We start from the raw sequence: 18896 nt of genomic DNA, 5'->3' as shown, positions 1-18896 counted from the left end.
CGCGGCCCCGCCCGACGCGCGGGCGGGGCGCCGCGCGCTCACAGCGCCGAGGCGATGCCCCCGGCCACGGCCTCGCGGTCCACCTTGCCGCTGGGCGTGCGCGGCAGCTCCGGCAGCACGGTGACCGACTGCGGCACCGAGTGCGCCGGCAGCACCGCCTCCAGCGCCCCCATCAGCGCGGACACGTCCAGCTCCGCCCCCCGCTCCGGCGTCACCGCCGCCCGCAGCCCCCGCGCGCCCTCCCCGGTCTCCACCACCACGCACACCGCCGCCGCCACACCCGGCTGCTCCAGCAGCCACGCGTCGACCTCCAGCGGGTTCACCCGGTAGCCGCGGATCTTCACGTCGTGGTCCAGCCTGCTCAGGAACTGCACCACCCCCCGCTCCACCCGCACCAGGTCGCCGGTGCGGAACGCCCGCTCGTGCCCGTGCGGCGTGGTCGGCACGGCGGTGTAGCGGGCCGCGTTCAGCTCCTCCTGGTTCAGGTAGCCCAGCGCCAGCGGCAGGCCCGCCACCAGCAGCTCGCCCACCTCGGGCGCCTCGGGGTCGACCGGGTCCACCAGCAGCTCCGTGCCCGGCAGCGGCACCCCGATCGGCGGCAGCGACGGCCACGACGAGCTCGGACCGGTCAGCACGTGCGAGGTGACCATCGCCGACTCGCTCTGCCCGTAGTGGTTGGTCAGCCTGCACCCCGGCAGCCGCGCGAACAGCGCCCGGATCGCCGGGGTGCACAGCAGCTGCTCGCCCGCCGTGTTGACCTCCACCAGCGCCAGGCCCGCCAGCGACTCCTCCGCCGACGCGGCCAGCGCCAGCATGTTCAGCGCCACGTTCGGCAGGAACAGCCGCTCCACCCGGTGCTCGACCAGCCAGTCCAGCAGCTCGAACGGGTCCTGCCGCAGCTCCTCGGGCACGATCAGCAGCGTCCCGCCGCCCCCGAGCGTCCCCAGCACCTCCTGGAACCACACGTCGAAGTTCAGCGGCGCGAACTGCGCGGTGCGCAGGTCCGGGCGGGGGGAGTGGGTGCGCTGCCACTCGGCCATGTTGTCGACGCAGGAGTGCGGCAGCGCCACCCCCTTGGGCCAGCCCGTCGACCCGGACGTGTAGATCACGTACACCGGCAGGTCCGGCGCGCACGCCACCGCCGGGTGCTCCCGACCCGCCCCCGGCTCGGGGATCGGCACCGCCGACTCGACGTAGGCGTCGCCCGCGCTGAGCACCAGCGACGCCGCGCTGTCGGCCAGCATGTGCGCCAGCCGCCTCGGCGGGTACGACGCGTCCAGCGGCACGTACGCCGCGCCCACCGCGGCCACCGCCAGGAACGCCGCCACGACCTCCGCGCCGCGCGCCCCCGTCACCGCCACCCGGTCGCCGGGCCCCACGCCGCGCGCGGCCAGCAGGTGCGCGATCTCGCCCACCCAGCCGTGCAGCCGGGCGTAGGTGAAGGACCGCTCGCCGTCCACCACCGCGACCCGCTCCGACCGCCGGTGCTCCGCCAGCGCCTCCAGCAGGCACGGCGGGTCGGCCGCGCCACCCCACAGCGTCCTCATGCGCCCTCCGCTCCCCGTCCGCCAAGGCCGTGCTCGTGCATGATCCGTCCCAGCTCCGCGGCGGGACCCGACCCCTCGCGCAGGCTGGCGATGATCCGCACCCGCACGTCCCGGTCCTTCTCCTGGCTGAGCTTGAACATCGAGTCCACCGACTCCACGTGGAAGCGGAACGCGCCGACACCGCCCACGATCCGCGCGAAGTGCCCGTGCGACGGCTCGGCCGCCCAGCCCGCGCCGAAGGCGCTCTCGAACAGCTCGGCGGTCCGCTTCACCACCTCCAGGGTCCCGGCCTCGCCGTCGATCGGCTCGACCCGGCCGTGCAGGTGCACCGACACGAAGTCCCAGGTCGGGACCGCGGGCGTGGTGCGGTAGATCGCCGGGGTGATGTAGGCGTGCGGCCCGGTGAACACCAGCACCGCGTGGACGCCGCCCGCCAGCGCCCGCCAGTGCGCGTTCGCCCGGTTGAGGTGCCCCCACAGCGTGCTGCCCGCGAGGTCCCCGGACTGCGGGGCGCCCGGCGCGGCCACCACCGGCAGGTGCGTGGCGTGCGGGACGCGCGGGCCGTTGCTGACCAGCGTGGCCAGCGGGTAGTCGTGGACGACCTGGCGCGCCCGGTCCTCGTCGTCGGCCCGGTACATCGGTGGCACGTGCATGTCGGCTCGCCTACCTGCCCTCGTCGAGGATCGCCCGGACGATCTCGCCCGCCCGGACCGCGGTGGTGGACAGCAGGCCCGCGGACAGCCCGTGCGTCGGCTCGGTCACCGCGCCCTGCAGGTAGATCCCGGCGCGCACCGAGCCGGAGGTGACGACCCGGTGGTCCCGGTCCAGCACCGGCCTGCCCGCCCCGTCCAGCTTGGCCAGGCCCCGCAGCAGCGGCGTCGGGTCGGCGGGCCGGTAGCCGGTGGCGCAGACCACCGCGTCGGCCACGAGCGTGCCCACCACGCCCGTCGGCAGGTACTCCACCTGCACCGCCACCCCGTCGGACCGCTCGCTCACCGAGCGCACCCGCGAGACGTTGACCACGCGCAGCCGCGACGAGCCGGTGACCCGCTCCTGGTAGCGCCGCCGGTACAGCTCCAGCGACAGGTCGGCGTCGACCACCGAGTAGTTCGTGTTCCCGTGGTGGGCCAGCAGCGCCTGCCTGACCGACGGCGGCGAGCCGTAGAACAGGTCCACCGAGTCCGGGTCGAACACCTCGTTCACGAACGGGGTGTCGTCGGCGACGCTGTAGCCGAAGCGGGAGAACACCGCGACGACCTCCGCGCCCGGCAGCGTCCGGTGCAGGTACTCGGTGACCTCGGCGGCGCTCTGCCCCGCGCCGACCACCACCACCTTGCGCACCCGCCGCTCCCGCAGCCAGGGCACCCGGTGCAGCAGCTCCCCGCTGTGCCACACCCGCTCGCCCCCGCTCACGCCGTCGGGCAGCCGGGGCTCCAGGCCGGTGGCGACGACCACGTTGCGGGCCCGCGTGGTCGTGGTCCGCCCGTCGCGGCGCGCCACCACGTCCAGGTGCCCGACCACGCCGCCCTCGGCGACCGGCTCCAGCGCGGTGATCTCGCTGCCGTAGGACACCGAGTCGGCGAAGTGCCCGGCCACCCACTCCAGGTAGTCGTGGAACTCCACCCGCAGCGGGTACAGCGTCTTGGCGTTGACGAACTCCGGCATCCTGCCCCTGGCGTGCAGGTACGACACGAAGCTGTGCGGCGAGGTCGGGTTGCGCATGGACACCAGGTCCTTGAGGAACGACACCTGCATCGTCGCCCCGTCGATCAGCATCCCCCGGTGCCAGCCGAAGCGGGGCTGGCGCTCGAAGAACGTCGAGGACGGCCCGTCCCGCTCCGCCAGCGCCACCGCGAGCGCCAGGTTCGACGGGCCGAACCCGACCCCGACCACGTCGCGCGGCGCGTCCGCCCCCTGCACTACCGCAGCCACATCGATCCGCCTCCCCGGTTCGGCTGACCACGCCGGTCAGATCAGGTCGAGCAGCTCCCCGTCCAGCAGGTCCTCCATCGGCATGAGCCCGGCGACCACGGCGAAGTAGTCGCGCGTCCACTCGGGCCTGCGCGCCACCGCCCGCAGCAGCGCCAGCCGCGCGGGGGTGACCTCCAGGCGGGCCAGCGCCAGCGTCGCCTGGTAGCCGTCGACCATGGCCTCGTCGCGGCGCGCGGCGAACCCGTCCAGCGCCGCCTGGTCGCCGGGCGCGTCGCCCACCGAGCCGGCGAGCAGGTCCGCCTGGGTGAACGCGTTGGTGATGCCGCGCGCGGTGATGGTGTCCAGGTGGTGGCCCGCGTCGCCGACCAGCGCCCAGCCGGGGCCCGTCGCCTCGCGGAAGAAGTTGCGCTGGTCGCCGGTGCCCACCAGCCTGCCGACCTGCTCGCCGCCCTCCAGCTGCGCGGCCACCGAGGGCGCGGTGGTGGCCAGCGCGTCCAGGTGCGCGGCGCGCGCGTCGGCGCGGACCTCGTCGAACCGGGACTGCGGGAAGTAGGTGGCGACCATGGTCTCGCCGTCGTTGGTGGGGATCGTGGCGATCCAGCGGCCGGTGCGCTCGTGGAAGCCGAAGCCGGTGTCCAGGCCCGCCCAGCGCGAGTAGTAGACGCAGCTCAGGCGCGGGTCCTCGGCGGTCGTGGCGGCCCCGGCCAGCTCCGCGACCCTGGAGCGCATCCCGTCCGCGCCGACCACGAGCCGGGCGCGGGCCCGCCGCTCCCGGCCGTCCGGGCCCCGGAAGCGCACGCCCGCCACCCGGTCGCCCTCGCGCAGCAGGTCCACGACGGCGCTGCGGTCGGCGAACTCGGCGCCCGCGGCCACGGCCGCCTCCACCAGGATCGAGTCCAGCACTCGGCGGCGCGGCCCGTACCCCGGCCCCTCCGGGGCTGGGGCGGCCAGGTCCACGTCCTCGACGCGGTAGCGCACGGTGTCCAGCGCGGGCGCGCCCGAGGCGATCACCGCGTCCAGCAGGCCCCACCGCCGCAGCAGCGCCACGCCGGGCTGGTGCACGTAGAGCGTGGACATGGTGTCGGAGGGGAACTCCGCCCGGTCCAGCAGCAGCACGCGCCACCCGCGCCGGGCGAGCAGCAGCGCGGTCGACGCGCCCGCGCACCGCGCGCCGACCACGACGGTGTCGTACACGCCCGGCCTCCCTCGAACGTCCAGGACGGCTTCGGGGCGGCCACCGGGACCACCCGGCGCCGCCCGAACACCCCGCAGCGGCCCAACCGACGGCGCGAGTACGCCGAATAGGTGGGGATTGATTGTCGGAACAACGTGTGAAACAAAGCAGCTGAAAACCTCGCCGCTCCCGCAACGTAACCGATCCCCGGACGGAGCGCAACGACTCCCGAATCGTTCCGAAGGGACCGTTGAAAGTCCTGGCGAAGGGCGGTCTTGACAACATCTGGGGTGACTGCTGTAGTGGCCTGGGAGTTGTCCGGGACAGCTGGGGGAAGTTCTCACCCGGACACCTCCCGAGGACCTTCGGGAAGTGTCCGGTGGGCCGATCGGGTGGACTCGGAAGCTGTTCGGGTGAGCAATGCCGATCGATCCGTGATGAACGGAAAAATGATCGCTCGAACGATCGAGCCGGTATGCGAATGAGTCTGTCGCGACCTGTGAATCCATTTCTGGGTGGCGTGCCGACGCCTGCGCCGGGGATGGGTGGGGAACCAGGATGGTCGACAGCGCCGCGCAGGACCGCAGGGAGCTGCTGCGCCTGATGCTCTCCGCCGCGCCGGAGCCCCCAGCCCCGGCGCGTCCCGCGGGCGGCCTGCCCACCTCGGCGGCCCAGCGGCGGCTGTGGTTCCTCGACCAGCTCAACGGCCCGAACTCCGCGTACAACGTGCCCTTCGCGCTGCGCCTGCGGGGCCCGCTCGACCCGGACGCGCTGTGGGGCGCGCTCGACGACCTGGTCGCCAGGCACGAGGTGCTGCGCACCGACCTCGTCGCCGACGAGGACGACGAGGTGCGCCAGGAGGTGCGCCCGCCCGCCCCGCTGCCGCGCGCGGTGGAGACCGTCGCCGAGGGGGACGTGGAGGCGCGGATCGCGCGGGAGGCCGCGCGGCCGTTCCGCCTCGACGGCGAGCCGCTGCTGCGGGCCCTGCTGCTGCGCGTCGCCGACGACGAGCACCACCTCGTGCTCAACCTGCACCACGTCGTCACCGACGGCTGGTCGGAGACGGTGCTGTTCCGCGAGCTGGGCGTGCTCTACTCCGCCCGCGCGCTCGGGCGCGCCGCCGACCTGCCGCCCGCGGCCCAGTACGCCGACTACGCCGTGTGGGAGGCGGGCCAGGCGGGCGGCCCCGTCTTCGAGGCGCAGCTGGCGCACTGGCGCGACCGCCTCTCCGGGCACCTGGGCGAGGCGGGCATCCCCACCGACCGGCCGCGCCCGCTCCGGGCCAGCACCCTCGGCGCGAACGTGCCCGTCCCGGCGCCCGCGGACCTGCGCTCCCGCCTCGGCGGCACGTCCCTGTTCACCGGCGTGCTCACCGCGCTGGCCGTGCTGCTGCACCGCTACGGCGGCCGGGACCGGGTCGTCGTCGGCGTGCCGGTGATCAACCGGACCCGCGAGGACTGGGAGAGCGCGCTCGGGTTCTTCGCCAACACCGTCGCGCTGCGCGTCGACCTGTCGGACAACCCGTCGCTGGGCGCGGTCGCCGACCGCGTCACCGCCGAGACCCTCGACGCCCTGTCGCACCAGCACGTGCCGTTCGACCGGGTGGTCGACGCGCTGGACGCGCACCGCGAGGCGGGCATGAACCCGGTGTTCCAGGTGATGTGCTCGGTCAACGAGGTGACCGCGCCCCCGGAGCTGGCCGGGCTGGAGAGCACCCTGCGCTCACTGGACAACGACACCGCGAAGTTCGACGTCGAGTTCGCCGTGGAGTTCTCCGGCGACCACGTGGACTGCCGCTTCGAGTACGCCACCGACCTGTTCGACCGGCCGACGATCGAGGCGCTGGCCCGCCACTACCGCCTGGTCCTGGACGCGCTGCTCGCCGACCCGTCCACCCGCGTCGGGGACCTCGTCCTCGCCACCGAGGCCGAGGCCACCGCCGTGCTGGACGGCGAACCGGTGGTGCTGCGCGACCGCTACGGCGCGCCCGTGCCGGTCGGCGTGCCCGGCCGCGCGGGGGAGCGCACCGCCCGGCTGCGCCGCGACGGCGTCGTGGAGCTGCTCGCCGATCCCGGCGCCACGTCGCCGGACGGGAACGGCGCGGGCGGGGACGGCCCTGGCGGGGACGGCGCGGACGCCGGGGTGCTCGCCGAACCGGTCACGCCCACCGAGCGCGCGCTGGCCGCCATCTGGGAGGAGGTGCTCGGACTCGCCCGCGTCGGCCGCGACCAGCACTTCTTCCGGGGCGGCGGCGGCGACTCGATGCTCGCCACCAAGGTCGTGGTGCGGGTGCGCCGCCTCTGGTCGGTCCGCGTCACGGTCCGCCAGATGCTCCAGCACCCGGTGCTCTCGGACCTGGCCGCGCACATCGACTCCCTCGCCCCCCGGCCGCTGCCGCAGGCGCCCGCCGTCGAACCCGGACCGGTCGCCGACACGCCGCTCTCCCACGCCCAGCAACGCCTGTGGTTCCAGGAGCAGCTCGAACCCGGCAGCTCCGCCTACACCATCGCCGAGCTGCTCGACATCAGCGGCCCGCTGCGCGCCGACGCGCTGGAGCGGGCGCTGAACGCCGTGGTGGCGCGGCACGACGCGCTGCGCACCACCGTGGCCGAGGTCGACGGCGTCCCCCTGCAGCGGGTCGCCCCGAGCGCGGCAATCGCCCTGCCCGTGGTCGAGCACACCTCGCCGGAGCGCGCGCAGCAGGAGGCGTGGCGGCGGGCGGACCGGCCGTTCGACCTGGCGGCGGGCCCCCTGGTGCGCGCGACCCTGCACCGGGTCGGCCCCGAGCGCCACCTCCTCGCCCTGTCCTGGCACCACCTGGTGTTCGACGGCTGGTCGCAGGACCTGTTCCTGCGCGAGCTGGGCGCGTTCTACGCCCGCGAGACCGGCGCGGACGTCCCCGTCCCGCCCGCCCCCGCCGTCCAGTACGCCGACTACGCCCGCTGGCAGCGCGCGTCGCTGCGGGACGCCGAGCTGACCCGCCTGCACGACTACTGGTCCGCCGCGCTCGCCGACGCCCCCGCCCTGCTGGAGCTGCCCACCGACCGCCCCCGGCCCGCCACCAGGGGCACCGCGGGCTCCAGCCGGGACCTCCTCCTGGACGCGGAGCTGGCGCGCGGCCTGCGGGACGTGGCGCGCCACCACGGCGTCACCCCCTACCTGGTGCTGTTCGCCGCGTTCAACGCCCTGCTGGCCAGGCACACCGGCAGCGAGGACCTGGTCGTGGGCGGCACCACCGCCAACCGCGACACCCCGGAGGCCGAGGGCGTCATCGGCCTGTTCGTCAACACCCTGGCCCTGCGCACCGACCTGTCCGGCAACCCGGCCTTCGGCGAGCTGACCGCCCGCGTCCGCGACACCGTCACCGGCGCCTACGCCCACCAGGAGCTGCCGTTCGAGCAGGTCGTGGAGCTGCTGCGGGTCGAGCGCTCGCCCAGCCGCACCCCGCTGTTCCAGGTCCTGTTCGACTACCAGGACACCAGCTGGTCCGAGCTGGAGCTGCCGGGGCTCGCGGTGCGGCGGGCGCGCGGCGCGGACACCTCGGCGATGTTCGACCTGACCCTCGTCGTCGTCGCGGGCCCCGACGGGCTGCACTGCGACCTCCAGTACGCGACGGACCTGTTCGACGAAGGCACCGCGCTGCGGCTGCTGGCGCGCTGGGAGGCGCTGCTGCGCTCGGTCGTGCGCGACCCCGACGCCCGGCTGCACGACCTGGAGCTGCTGCCACCGGACGAGCGCGCCCTGGTCACCGGGGCCTGGTGCTCGCCCCGCGCCGTCGACCGCGCCCCCGGCCTGGTGCCCGAGCGCGTCGCGGCCGTCCCCCCGGACTCCACGGCGCTGGTGCGGGGCGCGCTGAGCATGACCTACGGCGAGCTGAACGACCGCGCCGCCCGCCTGGCCGCCCGGCTCGCCCGGCTGGGCGTCGGCCGGGGCGACCGGGTGCTGGTGTGCGCGCCGCGCGGGTTCGACTACGTGGTGGCCTCGCTGGCCGCGATGCGGGCGGGCGCGGCCTACCTGCCGCTGGACGCCGCCACCCCGGCCGCCCGCGTCGGCCACGTCGTCGCCAGGTCGACGCCCAAGGCCGTGCTCGTCACCCCCGGCACCAGGGGGCTCGTGGAGCACCCGGTCGTGCTGGAGATCGGCGCGGACCACGACGCGCCCCCCGCCCCGATCGTCCCGGTGGGGCCCCGCGACGCCGCCTACGTCATCCACACCTCCGGCTCCACCGGCAGGCCCAAGGGCGTCCAGCTCGACCACGGGGGACTGGCGCACCGGGTCGACTGGTACACCGCCGACTGCGGGCTCACCGCGCGCGACCGGGTGTCGCAGGTCGCGGGCACCGCCTTCGACGTGTCGGTGCTGGAGATCTGGTCCGCGCTGTCGGTCGGCGCGCAGCTGCACCTGGCCGACGACGACACCACCGCCTCCGGCGAGCACGCCGTCCGCTGGCTGGCCGAGCACCGCGTCACCGCGGCGTTCCTGCCGACGCCGCTGTGCGAGCTGGCGCTGGACCTGCCGTGGCCCGAGGGCAGCCCGCTGCGGGTGCTCACCACCGGCGGCGCCGCGCTGCGCAAGCGCCCGCGCCCCGACGCGCCCTTCACCCTGCTCAACCTGTACGGCCCGGCCGAGGCCACCGTCGTGGCCGTCTCCGCCGAGATCACCCCGGACGGCCCGCGCGTGCCGCCCATCGGCGTCCCGGTGCCGGGGGCGCGCGCGCTCGTCCTGGACCGCCACCTCAACCCGGTCGGCGTCGGCGTGCCCGGCGACCTGCACCTGGGCGGCGTGGGCGTGGCGAACGGCTACGTCGGCAGGCCGGACCTGACGGCGGACCGCTTCGGGCCCGACCCGCTCGGTGGCGGGGACCGCCTGTACCGCACCGGCGACCTGGTGCGGTGGCTGCCCGACGGGACCCTCGAGTACCTGGGCAGGCTGGACGACCAGGTGCAGCTGCGCGGGTTCCGGGTCGAACCGGGCGAGATCGCGGCGGTGCTGCTCGCGCACCCGGACGTCGCCGACGCGGTCGTCGTGGCGCGCGAGGAACCGGGCGTGGGGACCTTCCTGGTGGCGTACGTCGTCCCGGCGGCCGGTCGTGGCAGTGCCGGTCCCGATGGCGCCGGTCCCGATGGCGCTGGCCCCGACGGCGCAGCGTCCGCGAACGCCCTGCGCGCCCACCTGGCCACCCAGCTGCCCGACTACATGGTCCCCGCCACCACCGTCTTCCTGCCCGAGCTGCCGCTGAACCGCAGCGGCAAGGTCGACCGCGCCGCCCTGCCCGCCCCCACCAGGGGCGGCGTCGACCACGTGCCGCCGCGCGACGACCTGGAGGCCGCCGTGGCGGGCATCTGGCGGGAGCTGCTGCGCGTGGACCGCGTCGGCGTCCACGACGACTTCTTCGCCCTGGGCGGGCACTCGCTGCTCGCCACCAAGGTCGTCTCCCGCATCCGCAGCGAGCTGAGCGTCAGCCTGCCCGTCCGGCAGCTCTTCGAGACGGGAACGGTCGCCCGGCTCGCCGCCGTCCTCGCCGACGCCCGCGCCGAACCCGAGGCGGGGGAACCCGCCGTGGTGCGGCGCGAGCGCAGGCTCCACCGGCCGCCCGTCAACCCCTGAGCAACGGAGCCCACATGTCGCAGTCATTCGCCGCGCCCGCGATGGCGCCGGGCGCGCCTTCGGCCGAGCAGTGGGGGGATTGGCGCTGGCACATGCGCCACCGCGTCACCACCCTCGACAAGCTGCGCGAGTGGGTCGAGGTCAGCCCGCAGGAGGAGGCCGCGATCAGCGGCACCGCCGGGAAGTACCGGTGGAGCGTCACCCCGTACTACGCCTCGCTGATGGACCCCGACGACCCGCTGTGCCCCATCCGGCAGCAGGCCGTGCCCGCGCAGGGCGAGCTGCTGGAGTTCCCCGACGCCGAGGTGGACCCGGTCGGCGACATGTTCTACCGCAAGACCAACCGCGTGGTGCACAAGTACCCGGACCGGGTCGTCCTGCTGGTCACCGAGACGTGCCCGGTGTACTGCCGCCACTGCACGCGCAAGTTCCACACCACCGACGTGGAGGGCACGTACTTCCGCGACAACGAGGGCGGCGGCTACGAGGAGGACCTGCGCTACATCCGCGAGCACCCGGAGATCCGCGACGTCCTGCTCACCGGCGGCGACCCGCTGTCCTACCGGGACGAGAAGCTGGAGGAGCTCATCTCCGGGCTGCGGGCCATCCCGAGCGTGGAGATCATCCGCATCGGCTCGCGCTTCCCGGTGCTGCTGCCGCAGCGCGTCACCGACGAGTTCTGCGAGATGCTGGCCCGCCACCACCCGGTGTGGCTGAACACGCACTTCAACCACCCCAGGGAGATCACCCCCGAGGCGGCGGCGGCCGTCGACCGCCTGCTGCGCCACGGCGTCCCGGTCGGCAACCAGACGGTGCTGCTCAAGGGGATCAACGACGACGTGACCACGATGCGCAAGCTCATGACCGAGCTGCTGCGCATCCGCGTCCGCCCGTACTACCTGTACCACTGCGACAACGTCACGGGCGTCTCGCACTTCATGACCTCGGTGGAGAAGGGGCTGGAGATCATGGAGGGCCTGCAGGGGCACATGACGGGCTTCGGCGTGCCGCAGTACGTGCTGACCACGCGCATCGGGAAGATCCCGATCAGCAGGCCGTACCACGAGGCCGTCGAGGGCGGCCTGGCGCTGCGCAACTACCGGGGGCAGACCATGACCATGACCGGCGAGCACTACCGGCTGAGCCCGCCGGAGGAGTGAGCGCTGGGGAGTGAGCGCTGGGGAGTGAGCGCGGGGGAGTGAGCCCAGGGGAGCGGGTGCGGGGGAGCGGGCGCGGAGGAACGGGCGCGGAGGAACGGGCGCGGGGGGAGGAACGGCGGTACCTGGTTGCCGCCCGCGTGCCCGGTGAGGATTCGGGGCAAGCGATTTCCCCCGCCCCCGTCCCGAAAGGCCTTCCCATGACCTCCCCCGCGCGCGTCGAGTCCGTCACGTCCTTCTTCGCCGCTCTGGGCGACCGCGACCTCGCCGCCGTGGCCGCCGTCCTGGCCGACGACGTCGTCCACGTCCTCACCCACTCCCTCAGCGGCGCGCCCGAGCCGCAGGCCGTGCTCACCGGCAAGGACGAGGTGCTCGGGTTCCTGCGGACCGTGCTCGACCTGTTCTCCCGCACCCGCGTCGAGGACCTGGAGGTGTTCGAGACCGTCGGCCGGGACGTGGTGTTCGCCTCGGCCAGGGGCGACTTCACCCACGCGGCGTCCGGGGCGCCGTACCGGAACAACTACCTGTACAGGTTCGACTTCACCGGCGACCGGATCACCTGGTTCGCCGAGCACGGCAACCCCGTGGCGTTCGCCAAGGCCACCGGGGCCCCGCTCGGCTGACTCCCGTGCCCGCGCGGTGACCGGCGCTTATCGTGGACGACCGTGCCGCCGACCTCGCTGCTCCACCGCGCCCTGACCGATCCCGCCACCCCGCCGCTGCGCCCGCTGCCCGCGCGCGCCGCGGAACTGCTGGTCGACCTCGCCGCGCCGCCCCGGCTCGCCGCGCACCTGCGGGCGGTGCACGACGTGGCGTGCGAGCTGACCGAGTGGGTGAGGCTGCGCTACCCGCGGGCCCGGTTCGACGGCGCCGCGGTGGAGTTCGGGGCGGCGGTGCACGACATCGGCAAGGTGCTGCACCCCGAGGAGCTGTCCGGCCCCGGTTCCCGGCACGAGCCCGCCGGGCGGGAGCTGCTGCTGGCGCGCGGCGTCGAGCCGGGCTTGGCGCGGTTCGCGGGCACGCACGCGTCGTGGGCGGTGGACGGGGTGGTACTGGAGGACCTGCTGGTCAGCCTGGCCGACAAGGTGTGGAAGGGCAAGCGGGTCGCGGACCTGGAGCAGCTGGTGGTCGACCGGCTGGCGCCCGCGGGCGGGCAGGAGCCGTGGGAGGCGTTCCTGGCGCTGGACGACGTGCTCGACCGGATCGCGGCGGGCGCGGACGGCAGGCTGGCGTTCCAGGGGAGCTTCCCGACCACGGGGTGAGCGGGAGCGGACCGGTCGCGGGTGCGCGGAGCCGGTCCGGTCCCGGCGCGTCGACCGGCGCCGGGCCCGGCCGCAGGTCCGCCCGCGACCGGTCACCTCGACGAGAGCGTCCGCTCGAACGCCAGTTCCGCCGCGCCGATCAGCGTCGCCCGCGTGCCCAGCGGTGAGCGGACGACCCGCGCGCCCGCCGTCGCCTTGCTGACGATGCTCCTGGTCCGCACCGCCTCCTCCACCCCGGCCACCACCGACGGCGGCAGCTCGGCCAGCAGACCGCCCAGCACCAGCAGTTCCGCGCCCAGGACGTTCACCAGGTTGCACAGCCCCAGCGCCAACCACCTGGCAGGCTCCCGCAACGCCGCCCTCCCCGAAACCGGGTCGGCCGCGAGGGCGCGCAGCCGCCGCACCAGCACCCCGTCGTCCAGGTCCTCGGGAACGCCGAGCGCGCGGGTCAGCGCGGCCCGGCCGATCTCGGTCTCCCAGCACCCCTCGCACCCGCAGTAGCACGCCCGGCCGTCGTGCCGCACGACCATGTGCCCGAACTCGCCCACGTGGTTGCGGGGGCCGAACACCGAGGTCCCCCGGCTCACCACCCCGCCACCCACACCCACGTCGGCGTACACGTACGCCACGTCGGAGTCCGTCCGCCCCACGCCGCGCGCGCCCTCCGCCAGCGCGCCCAGCTCCGCGTCGTTCCCGATCTCGACGGGCAGCCCCAGTGCCTCGGAGACGCGCTCGCGCAGCGGCACGTCGTTCCAGCCCAGGTTGGGCGCGTCGCGCACCACGCTGTCGGTGCGCCGCACCACGCCGGGCACTGAGATCCCCACCGCCCGCACCCGGTGGTCCGCCTCGGACAGCGCCTCCGCCGCCCGCCTGGCGATGCGCGCGCACACCTCGGCCGGGGACCGCTCGTGCGGCGGCAGCGCCCACCGCTGCTCCACCAGCACCTCGCCGCCCAGACCGACCACGGCCGTCGACACCGAGTTGATCCGGATGTCGATCGCCAGCACGGTGGTCGAGCGCGTGCCGGGCACCACGAGCAGCGAGGGGCGACCCGCGCCCCTCGATCCCGAGGTGGCGGACTCGTCGACCAGTCCCTCCTCGGTCAGCTCGTCGACCAACGACTTGATCGTGCTGCGGTTCAGGTCCAGCGCCTCGCTCAGCGCCGTCCTGGTGGTGGGGCCCTGCAGGTGCAGGTGGCGCAGCAGCGACGTCCGGTTCCGCTTGCGCACGTCGCTCGAGAAGTTCCTCATCCGCGCGCGGCCGTCCTCTCCCGCAGGGCGAGCACCACTGCCAGCGCCGCTCCCGCCATGACCAGCGCGACCGAGAACGCCGGGCGCACGCCGACCCGGTCGGCGAGCAGGCCCAGCAGCAGCGGACCGAACGTGGTGGCCGCGCCGACCAGCAGTTGGGCCCGCGCCGCGGCCAGGTCGGTCCGGCCCCCGGAAGCCGCGACGGCGGCCGACAAGGCCAGCGGGAACAGGTTGGCCACGGCCAACCCGGTCAGCGCCAGCCCCGTGAGCGCCGTCGCGGGAGCCGTCCCCAGCCGCAGCAGCGCCAACCCGCCGATCGCCGCCGCGATCAGCGGGGGCAGCAGCCCCGGCCTGCCCGCGATCCGGCTGCCCACGACCCGACCCACCAGCTGGGCCACGAAGAACAGCGACATCCACGTCGCCGCGGCCACCGCGTCCAGCCCCGCGCCCTCGCGCAACAGCTGACCCCCGTAGTAGACGACCGCGAACTCCACGCCCACCACGAGCCCGGTCACCGCGCACAGCGCCCAGCAGCGGGCCGACAACCCGCCCGCCCGCGTCGACCCCGGCGTCGATCCCGGCGTGGATCCCGCCCCCGTCCCCGGCAGCCGCACGTCCCGGAACACCACGACCAGCGCCAGCAGCGCCACGACCGGCAACCACATCGCGCCGCGCCACCCCACCGCCGTCACGGCCAGCCCGCCCAGCGCCACGGGGGCGAGCACCGCCGCGGCGCTCGCCCCGATGTTCGCCTCGACGAGGGCGCGGTCCCGCAGGGGGCCGTGCAGGTCGGCGAGCGCGGCGAACGCCGAGGTCTGCACCAGCGCTCCGAACGCGCCCCCCAGCGCGGCCCCGGCCAGCGTCACCGGGGTCGCGCGGCCCAGCGCCAGCACCGCCGCGCCGACCACCGAACCGGCCACGCCGATCCGGAACAGCACCGCCCGGTCCAGCGCGGCGCTCGCCCGGCCGTAGACCAGCCCCACCAGGACCGTGCCCGCCGCCCACGCCGTGGAGTGCAGGCTCAGCGCGGCGTAGGACAGGTCCAGCTCGGCGGCCAGCAGGGTCAGGTACGGGCCCAGCGCGTACAGGCCGTACGCGAAGGCGGCCACCGAGCCGTAGAGCAGGAAGGTGGGGCGCCCGCGCCGGAACGCGTCCACCGCGGGCGCCACCCCGCCGCCCGTCACGCCCCCGCCCCGGTGGGCAGGTCCAGCACCAGCGCGCTCCAGCCGAAGTCGTGCGCCCCGTGCCCCCGTGCGTCGAAGGGCCCGTAGCACTCGCGCATCCCCGCCGCCGCGGTCATCGCCACGGTGCGCGCGGCCAGCTCGTCGGCGACGTCGTGCCTGCCGTGCGCGCGCAACCCCAGGTGCAGGTACCAGTTCAGGTTCACCCAGGTGGACCCCCGGAAGATCGCGCCGGTGGCGAAGTCCGCGTCGAACGACGGTTCCGTCGCCGCCACGCTGGGCACCGGGTAGGGCAACCAGAACTCGTCCTCGTCCACCAAGTGGTCGACGAGGGCGGTCACCACGGGTTCGGGCAGATCGGCGAGCACCAACGGGAACAGCGAGCTCGCCGTGAGCACCTCCGCCCTGCGCCCGGACACCGCGTCGACGTCCCAGAACGCGCCGCGCCGCTCGTCCCAGCAACCGTCCAGCAGCGACCGCAGCACGGTCGCCGCCCGCGCCCGGAACCGGGCGCCGTCCGCACCCGCCAGGTCCGCCAGGCAGCCGAGCCCGTCGGCGTAGACGGTGTTCAGCAGCACGTCCACCCACTGGAACCGCCCGGAGGGGAAAGCGGACGGGTCCGCGGCGGCAGGCCGCTCACCGATCAGCGCGCGCATCGCCGCGTGCCACTCGGGACCGACCGCGGGGGAGCGCGGGTCCAGGCCGAGCACCGCGTCGTACTTGGGCGTGCTGTCCAACCCGGACTCGTCGGGCTGGCCGATCACCAGCAACCCGTCCCGGCCCGCGCGCGCGGCGTGCAGCCAGTCGAAGTGCCCGGCCACCGCTGGTAGCACCGAGCGCAGCCACGCGTCGTCCCCGGTGGCCCGGTGCACGGCCGCCACCGCGCGGGCCAGCACGGGAGGGGCGATCGTCGCGGTCCGCCAGTGGTCCCACATGGCGATGCGGAACTCCTCGGTGGCAGCGGCCCGCGCGTCCTGCTGCCACAGCAGCATGTGGGGCAGGAAACCACCGGGGTCCGCGCCGAGCAGCAGCGAGTCCACCTCGCGCCTGGCCAGGTCCGGGGCGACGCGGGAGAGCGCGATGGCGTGGAAGCAGCTGTCCCAGTTCCACTGGAACGGGTAGCTGGTGGGGGAGGGGCAGGTGAAGGCGTAGTCGGCGCCCAGTTCCGCGGAACGGCCGGTGCGCCGGTTGCCGCGCAGCACCTCCAGAGCCGCCGCCGTCGCCCTGCCCGCCTCGCTGCTCGCGCGCGGGAGCTCCGACGGCCGGAGCACCTGGCCCGCGGCGGGCACCGCCGCCGGGACGGACCCGGCGGCGGTGGGGGCGTGCCCGGTCACAGCGCGGCCCCGACGGGCGCGCTCGCCACGGTGCTGGCCACCGGGGCGAGCGCGCTCTGCGCGATCAGCGAGGGCAGCACCGGGGTGAACAGCAGCGAGGACTTCATCCCGCCGTTCGCGCCGTAATCGGTGAAGGCGGCGCGCACGCCCTGGACGTCGGTGAAAGCCACCGTGTCGGTGATCAGCGGCTCGACGTCCACCACGCCGTCGGTGATCAGCCCGAGCGCGGTGCGGGTGATGTGCGCGGTGCGGGTCATCGGGAACGCCCGCACGTCGAACGGGGTCGCCAGCAGCCGCAGCCCCTTGGCCAGCAGGTGCCAGGTGCTGATCTGCTGGGGCAGCGCGGTCGCCCCGTACACGACGTACGTGCCGTCGGGGCGCAGCAGGCCCATCGCCGATTCCCGCACGTCGGTGCGCGTGGCGTCGGCGCTGACGTGCGGCAGCGCGTCCACGACGTAGTCGGCGAAGTGGTCGTGGTGCTCCCGCACGAACGCGTCCAGCTCGTCCGACTGGGTCGAGGTGTCGAAGGACAGGTCCGCGCCCAGGGCGCGGGCGAGCGCGATGCGCCCGCTGTCCTTGTCCAGAACCACGATCGGGCCCACCCCCATCAGGTTGCGCAGCACCTGGACGGCGAGCAGGGCGCTCGGGCCGCAGCCCAGCACGACGCACACGTCACCGGGCTTGGGCGGGTTGACCAGCAGGCAGCGCAGCACGGACGTCAGCGGCTCGACCAGCGTGGCCAGCCGCGAGGGCAGCCCGTCCGGGACGACCGCCGCAGCGGCCTGGTGCGCGTCGTAGAAGCCGCGCTCGGTGTACCAGCCGGTCTCGCCGGGCTGGTTCGGCAGCAGCGGTCTGATGGCGCGGTACTCCGCCATGCCGCCGAAGTCGGTCTGCCCCCAGTACACGACGCGGTCGCCGGGCGCGATGCCCGTGACCGACCGGCCGACCTCCACGGCCCGCCCCACGTACTCGTGCCCCGGCACGATCGGCCACGACTCGGGGCGCAGGTGCCCTCGGAAGTACGAGACGTCCGTGGAGCAGAGGGAAACCGCCTCGGTGCGCAGCAGCACCTCGTCATCCCCGCAGGGCGGTTCGGGAACTTCGACCAGGTCGATGAGTCCGGGGGCGAGCAGGGAATAAGCGCGCATCGTTCTCGTCCAGTCTCTCGCAGTTGGTGGTCAGCCGGAGAAGGCCGACCGGCGTGCCGAGGCGCGGATCGAGTCTATGACCTCGGCGACCGCCGCGGTCTCCCCCAATCCGACCAGAAACGCTTCTCGCCCCCGCGACGCTGCGGAAACTTCATCGACCATCACGGTGTAGGGGTTGATCGGTGGATATGCCTCCGTGCGCGTGCCGGTTTCGCTCCGGTAAATCATCTCCACCTGGCCCGCTCCTCCGGTGAAAGCGGGAAAGGACAGTTCGACCGAGCCTTTGTCGCCGATCGCCGAGAACCACTCGTCCTGTTGCCCGGTGAGGCTGGACTCGATGGTGGCGATCCCGTCCGGGAACACGAGTTCGGCCGTCGTGGTCTCGTCGACCCCGGTGGGGCCGAGCTCCTGCCGCGCGGCGCGCACCGCGGGGAGCCGCCAGTCGAACGCGAGCAGGGCGCAGGCGATCGCGTAGCAGCCCACGTCGTAGAGCGCGCCGCCGCCGAGCGCGGGGTCGTGCCGGTAGTCGCCCTCGGGGGGCCTTCCCCCGCGGAAGCCGGACCGCACCTCCCGCACCGTGCCCAGCGCGCCCTCCCCCAGCAGTCGCTGCAGTGCCCGCGTCCGGGGGTGCCAGCGGTTCCAACACGCCTCAACCAGGATCTTCCCCGCCGCCGCCGCCTCCGAGGCCAGCTCCGCGACCTCGGCGGCGGTCAGCCCCATCGGCTTCTCGCACACCACGTGCTTGCCCGCTCGCAACGCCTTCGCGGTCCACTCGCGGTGCGCCGAGTTGTGCAGCGCGACGTAGACGACGTCCACGGTCGGGTCCGCCAGCAGCGCCGCGTAGTCCCCGTGCGTGACCTCCGCTCCCAGCGCTCGGGCGCGGGCCGGGTCGCGTGCCGCCGCGGCGCGCAGCACCGCTGTCCTGGACTCCCGCACGGCGGGGGCGAGGGAATTGCGGGCGATGCCCCCGGCTCCGAGGAAGCCCCACCTCAACGCGAACTCCCCGGCCTTGTGCCACCTACGTGTTTTCGGTGTTTTTCAGTCGGGTTTTCACCGTGTTTCATGAATTGCATCCCTGGGGTGTTTGTTTTGTTGTCGACGCAACTCGACCGACCATACAACGGTCGCTTTGCGCGCTACGATCCGCCGTTCGAGTGACTGTGAACAAGTGTTGTCGAGCGTTGTGAAGGGGGGTGGAAATTGGTGTCGTCTTTGATGTGCGTTGTTCCGGGCAACAAATAGGTCCCGCACTTCCGGCGGGCGGCATTGGTCGGCAGTGATCCAGGACACCCCGTTGTCGGTCG

Annotated in this window: 13 protein-coding genes; 4 read left to right on the top strand and 9 right to left on the bottom strand. The window is 74.5% G+C overall.

Annotated features, from left to right (window positions below):
* Positions 1-38: 38 nt before the first annotated feature.
* From CNX65_RS22350 to CNX65_RS22335, 4 genes are read right to left on the bottom strand one after another with little or no spacing between them, the layout of a single operon-like run.
* Positions 39-1547, bottom strand: coding sequence for an AMP-binding protein (locus tag CNX65_RS22350; RefSeq protein ID WP_096495520.1), 1509 nt, complete (start codon positions 1545-1547; stop codon positions 39-41).
* The gene (locus CNX65_RS22345) at positions 1544-2200 is read right to left on the bottom strand and encodes an FMN-binding negative transcriptional regulator (RefSeq protein WP_096495519.1); all 657 of its coding nucleotides are present in this window, start codon (positions 2198-2200) and stop codon (positions 1544-1546) included. The genes CNX65_RS22350 and CNX65_RS22345 overlap by 4 nt, the downstream gene beginning before the upstream one ends.
* A 10-nt stretch (positions 2201-2210) precedes the next feature.
* Positions 2211-3479: a lysine N(6)-hydroxylase/L-ornithine N(5)-oxygenase family protein gene (locus CNX65_RS22340; protein ID WP_096495518.1), complete on the bottom strand. Its 1269-nt coding sequence runs from the start codon at positions 3477-3479 to the stop codon at positions 2211-2213.
* A 36-nt stretch (positions 3480-3515) separates the two neighbouring features.
* Positions 3516-4673 (bottom strand): NAD(P)/FAD-dependent oxidoreductase, encoded by a 1158-nt coding sequence (locus CNX65_RS22335; protein WP_096495517.1) that lies wholly within the window; start codon positions 4671-4673, stop codon positions 3516-3518.
* 538 nt (positions 4674-5211) lie between these two features.
* Between CNX65_RS22335 and CNX65_RS22330 the strand changes: the two genes are divergently transcribed.
* From CNX65_RS22330 to CNX65_RS22315, 4 genes are all read left to right on the top strand, one after another.
* On the top strand, positions 5212-10260 hold the full coding sequence (locus CNX65_RS22330; protein ID WP_096495516.1) for a non-ribosomal peptide synthetase: 5049 nt from the start codon (positions 5212-5214) through the stop codon (positions 10258-10260).
* Between the two features lie 14 nt (positions 10261-10274).
* Positions 10275-11420 (top strand): arginine 2,3-aminomutase, encoded by a 1146-nt coding sequence (gene blsG, locus CNX65_RS22325; protein WP_096495515.1) that lies wholly within the window; start codon positions 10275-10277, stop codon positions 11418-11420.
* Positions 11421-11617: 197 nt separating this feature from the next.
* Positions 11618-12040 carry a nuclear transport factor 2 family protein gene (locus CNX65_RS22320; RefSeq protein ID WP_096495514.1) on the top strand — a complete coding sequence of 141 codons (423 nt, stop codon included), beginning with the start codon at positions 11618-11620 and terminating at the stop codon, positions 12038-12040.
* 42 nt (positions 12041-12082) lie between these two features.
* On the top strand, positions 12083-12679 hold the full coding sequence (locus CNX65_RS22315; protein ID WP_232519955.1) for an HD domain-containing protein: 597 nt from the start codon (positions 12083-12085) through the stop codon (positions 12677-12679).
* A gap of 92 nt (positions 12680-12771) precedes the next feature.
* Here CNX65_RS22315 and CNX65_RS22310 read toward each other — a convergent pair whose 3' ends face one another.
* Genes CNX65_RS22310 through CNX65_RS22295 form a run of 5 tightly spaced genes read right to left on the bottom strand, consistent with a single transcriptional unit; the run spans position 12772 to position 18585 of the window.
* Positions 12772-13929: an ROK family transcriptional regulator gene (locus CNX65_RS22310; protein ID WP_096495513.1), complete on the bottom strand. Its 1158-nt coding sequence runs from the start codon at positions 13927-13929 to the stop codon at positions 12772-12774.
* On the bottom strand, positions 13926-15113 hold the full coding sequence (locus CNX65_RS22305) for an MFS transporter (RefSeq protein WP_177154309.1): 1188 nt from the start codon (positions 15111-15113) through the stop codon (positions 13926-13928). The genes CNX65_RS22310 and CNX65_RS22305 overlap by 4 nt, the downstream gene beginning before the upstream one ends.
* A complete protein-coding gene (locus tag CNX65_RS36330; protein WP_177154308.1) occupies positions 15110-16444 on the bottom strand; it encodes an MGH1-like glycoside hydrolase domain-containing protein in 1335 nt (444 codons plus the stop codon). The genes CNX65_RS22305 and CNX65_RS36330 overlap by 4 nt, the downstream gene beginning before the upstream one ends.
* Complete coding sequence (locus CNX65_RS22300) at positions 16441-17592, bottom strand: zinc-dependent alcohol dehydrogenase (protein WP_096495512.1); 1152 nt, start codon at positions 17590-17592, stop codon at positions 16441-16443. The genes CNX65_RS36330 and CNX65_RS22300 overlap by 4 nt, the downstream gene beginning before the upstream one ends.
* Before the next feature lie 30 nt (positions 17593-17622).
* The gene (locus tag CNX65_RS22295; RefSeq protein ID WP_096495511.1) at positions 17623-18585 is read right to left on the bottom strand and encodes a Gfo/Idh/MocA family protein; all 963 of its coding nucleotides are present in this window, start codon (positions 18583-18585) and stop codon (positions 17623-17625) included.
* Positions 18586-18896 lie beyond the last annotated feature (311 nt).

This window comes from Actinosynnema pretiosum (genome assembly GCF_002354875.1).
In the GTDB taxonomy this organism is placed as follows: domain Bacteria; phylum Actinomycetota; class Actinomycetes; order Mycobacteriales; family Pseudonocardiaceae; genus Actinosynnema; species Actinosynnema auranticum.
Note: the sequence above shows the minus strand (reverse complement) of the source record. Positions and strands in the feature narration are given on the sequence as shown.

Bases quoted from the DNA above. Each gene is read 5' to 3' on its own strand.
- CNX65_RS22330 (WP_096495516.1), top strand. From the start codon at position 5,212: ATGGTCGACAGCGCCGCGCAGGACCGCAGGGAGCTGCTGCGCCTGATG.
- CNX65_RS22310 (WP_096495513.1), bottom strand. From the start codon at position 13,929: ATGAGGAACTTCTCGAGCGACGTGCGCAAGCGGAACCGGACGTCGCTG.
- CNX65_RS22320 (WP_096495514.1), top strand. From the start codon at position 11,618: ATGACCTCCCCCGCGCGCGTCGAGTCCGTCACGTCCTTCTTCGCCGCT.
- CNX65_RS22345 (WP_096495519.1), bottom strand. From the start codon at position 2,200: ATGCACGTGCCACCGATGTACCGGGCCGACGACGAGGACCGGGCGCGC.
- CNX65_RS22300 (WP_096495512.1), bottom strand. From the start codon at position 17,592: ATGCGCGCTTATTCCCTGCTCGCCCCCGGACTCATCGACCTGGTCGAA.
- blsG (WP_096495515.1), top strand. From the start codon at position 10,275: ATGTCGCAGTCATTCGCCGCGCCCGCGATGGCGCCGGGCGCGCCTTCG.
- CNX65_RS22350 (WP_096495520.1), bottom strand. From the start codon at position 1,547: ATGAGGACGCTGTGGGGTGGCGCGGCCGACCCGCCGTGCCTGCTGGAG.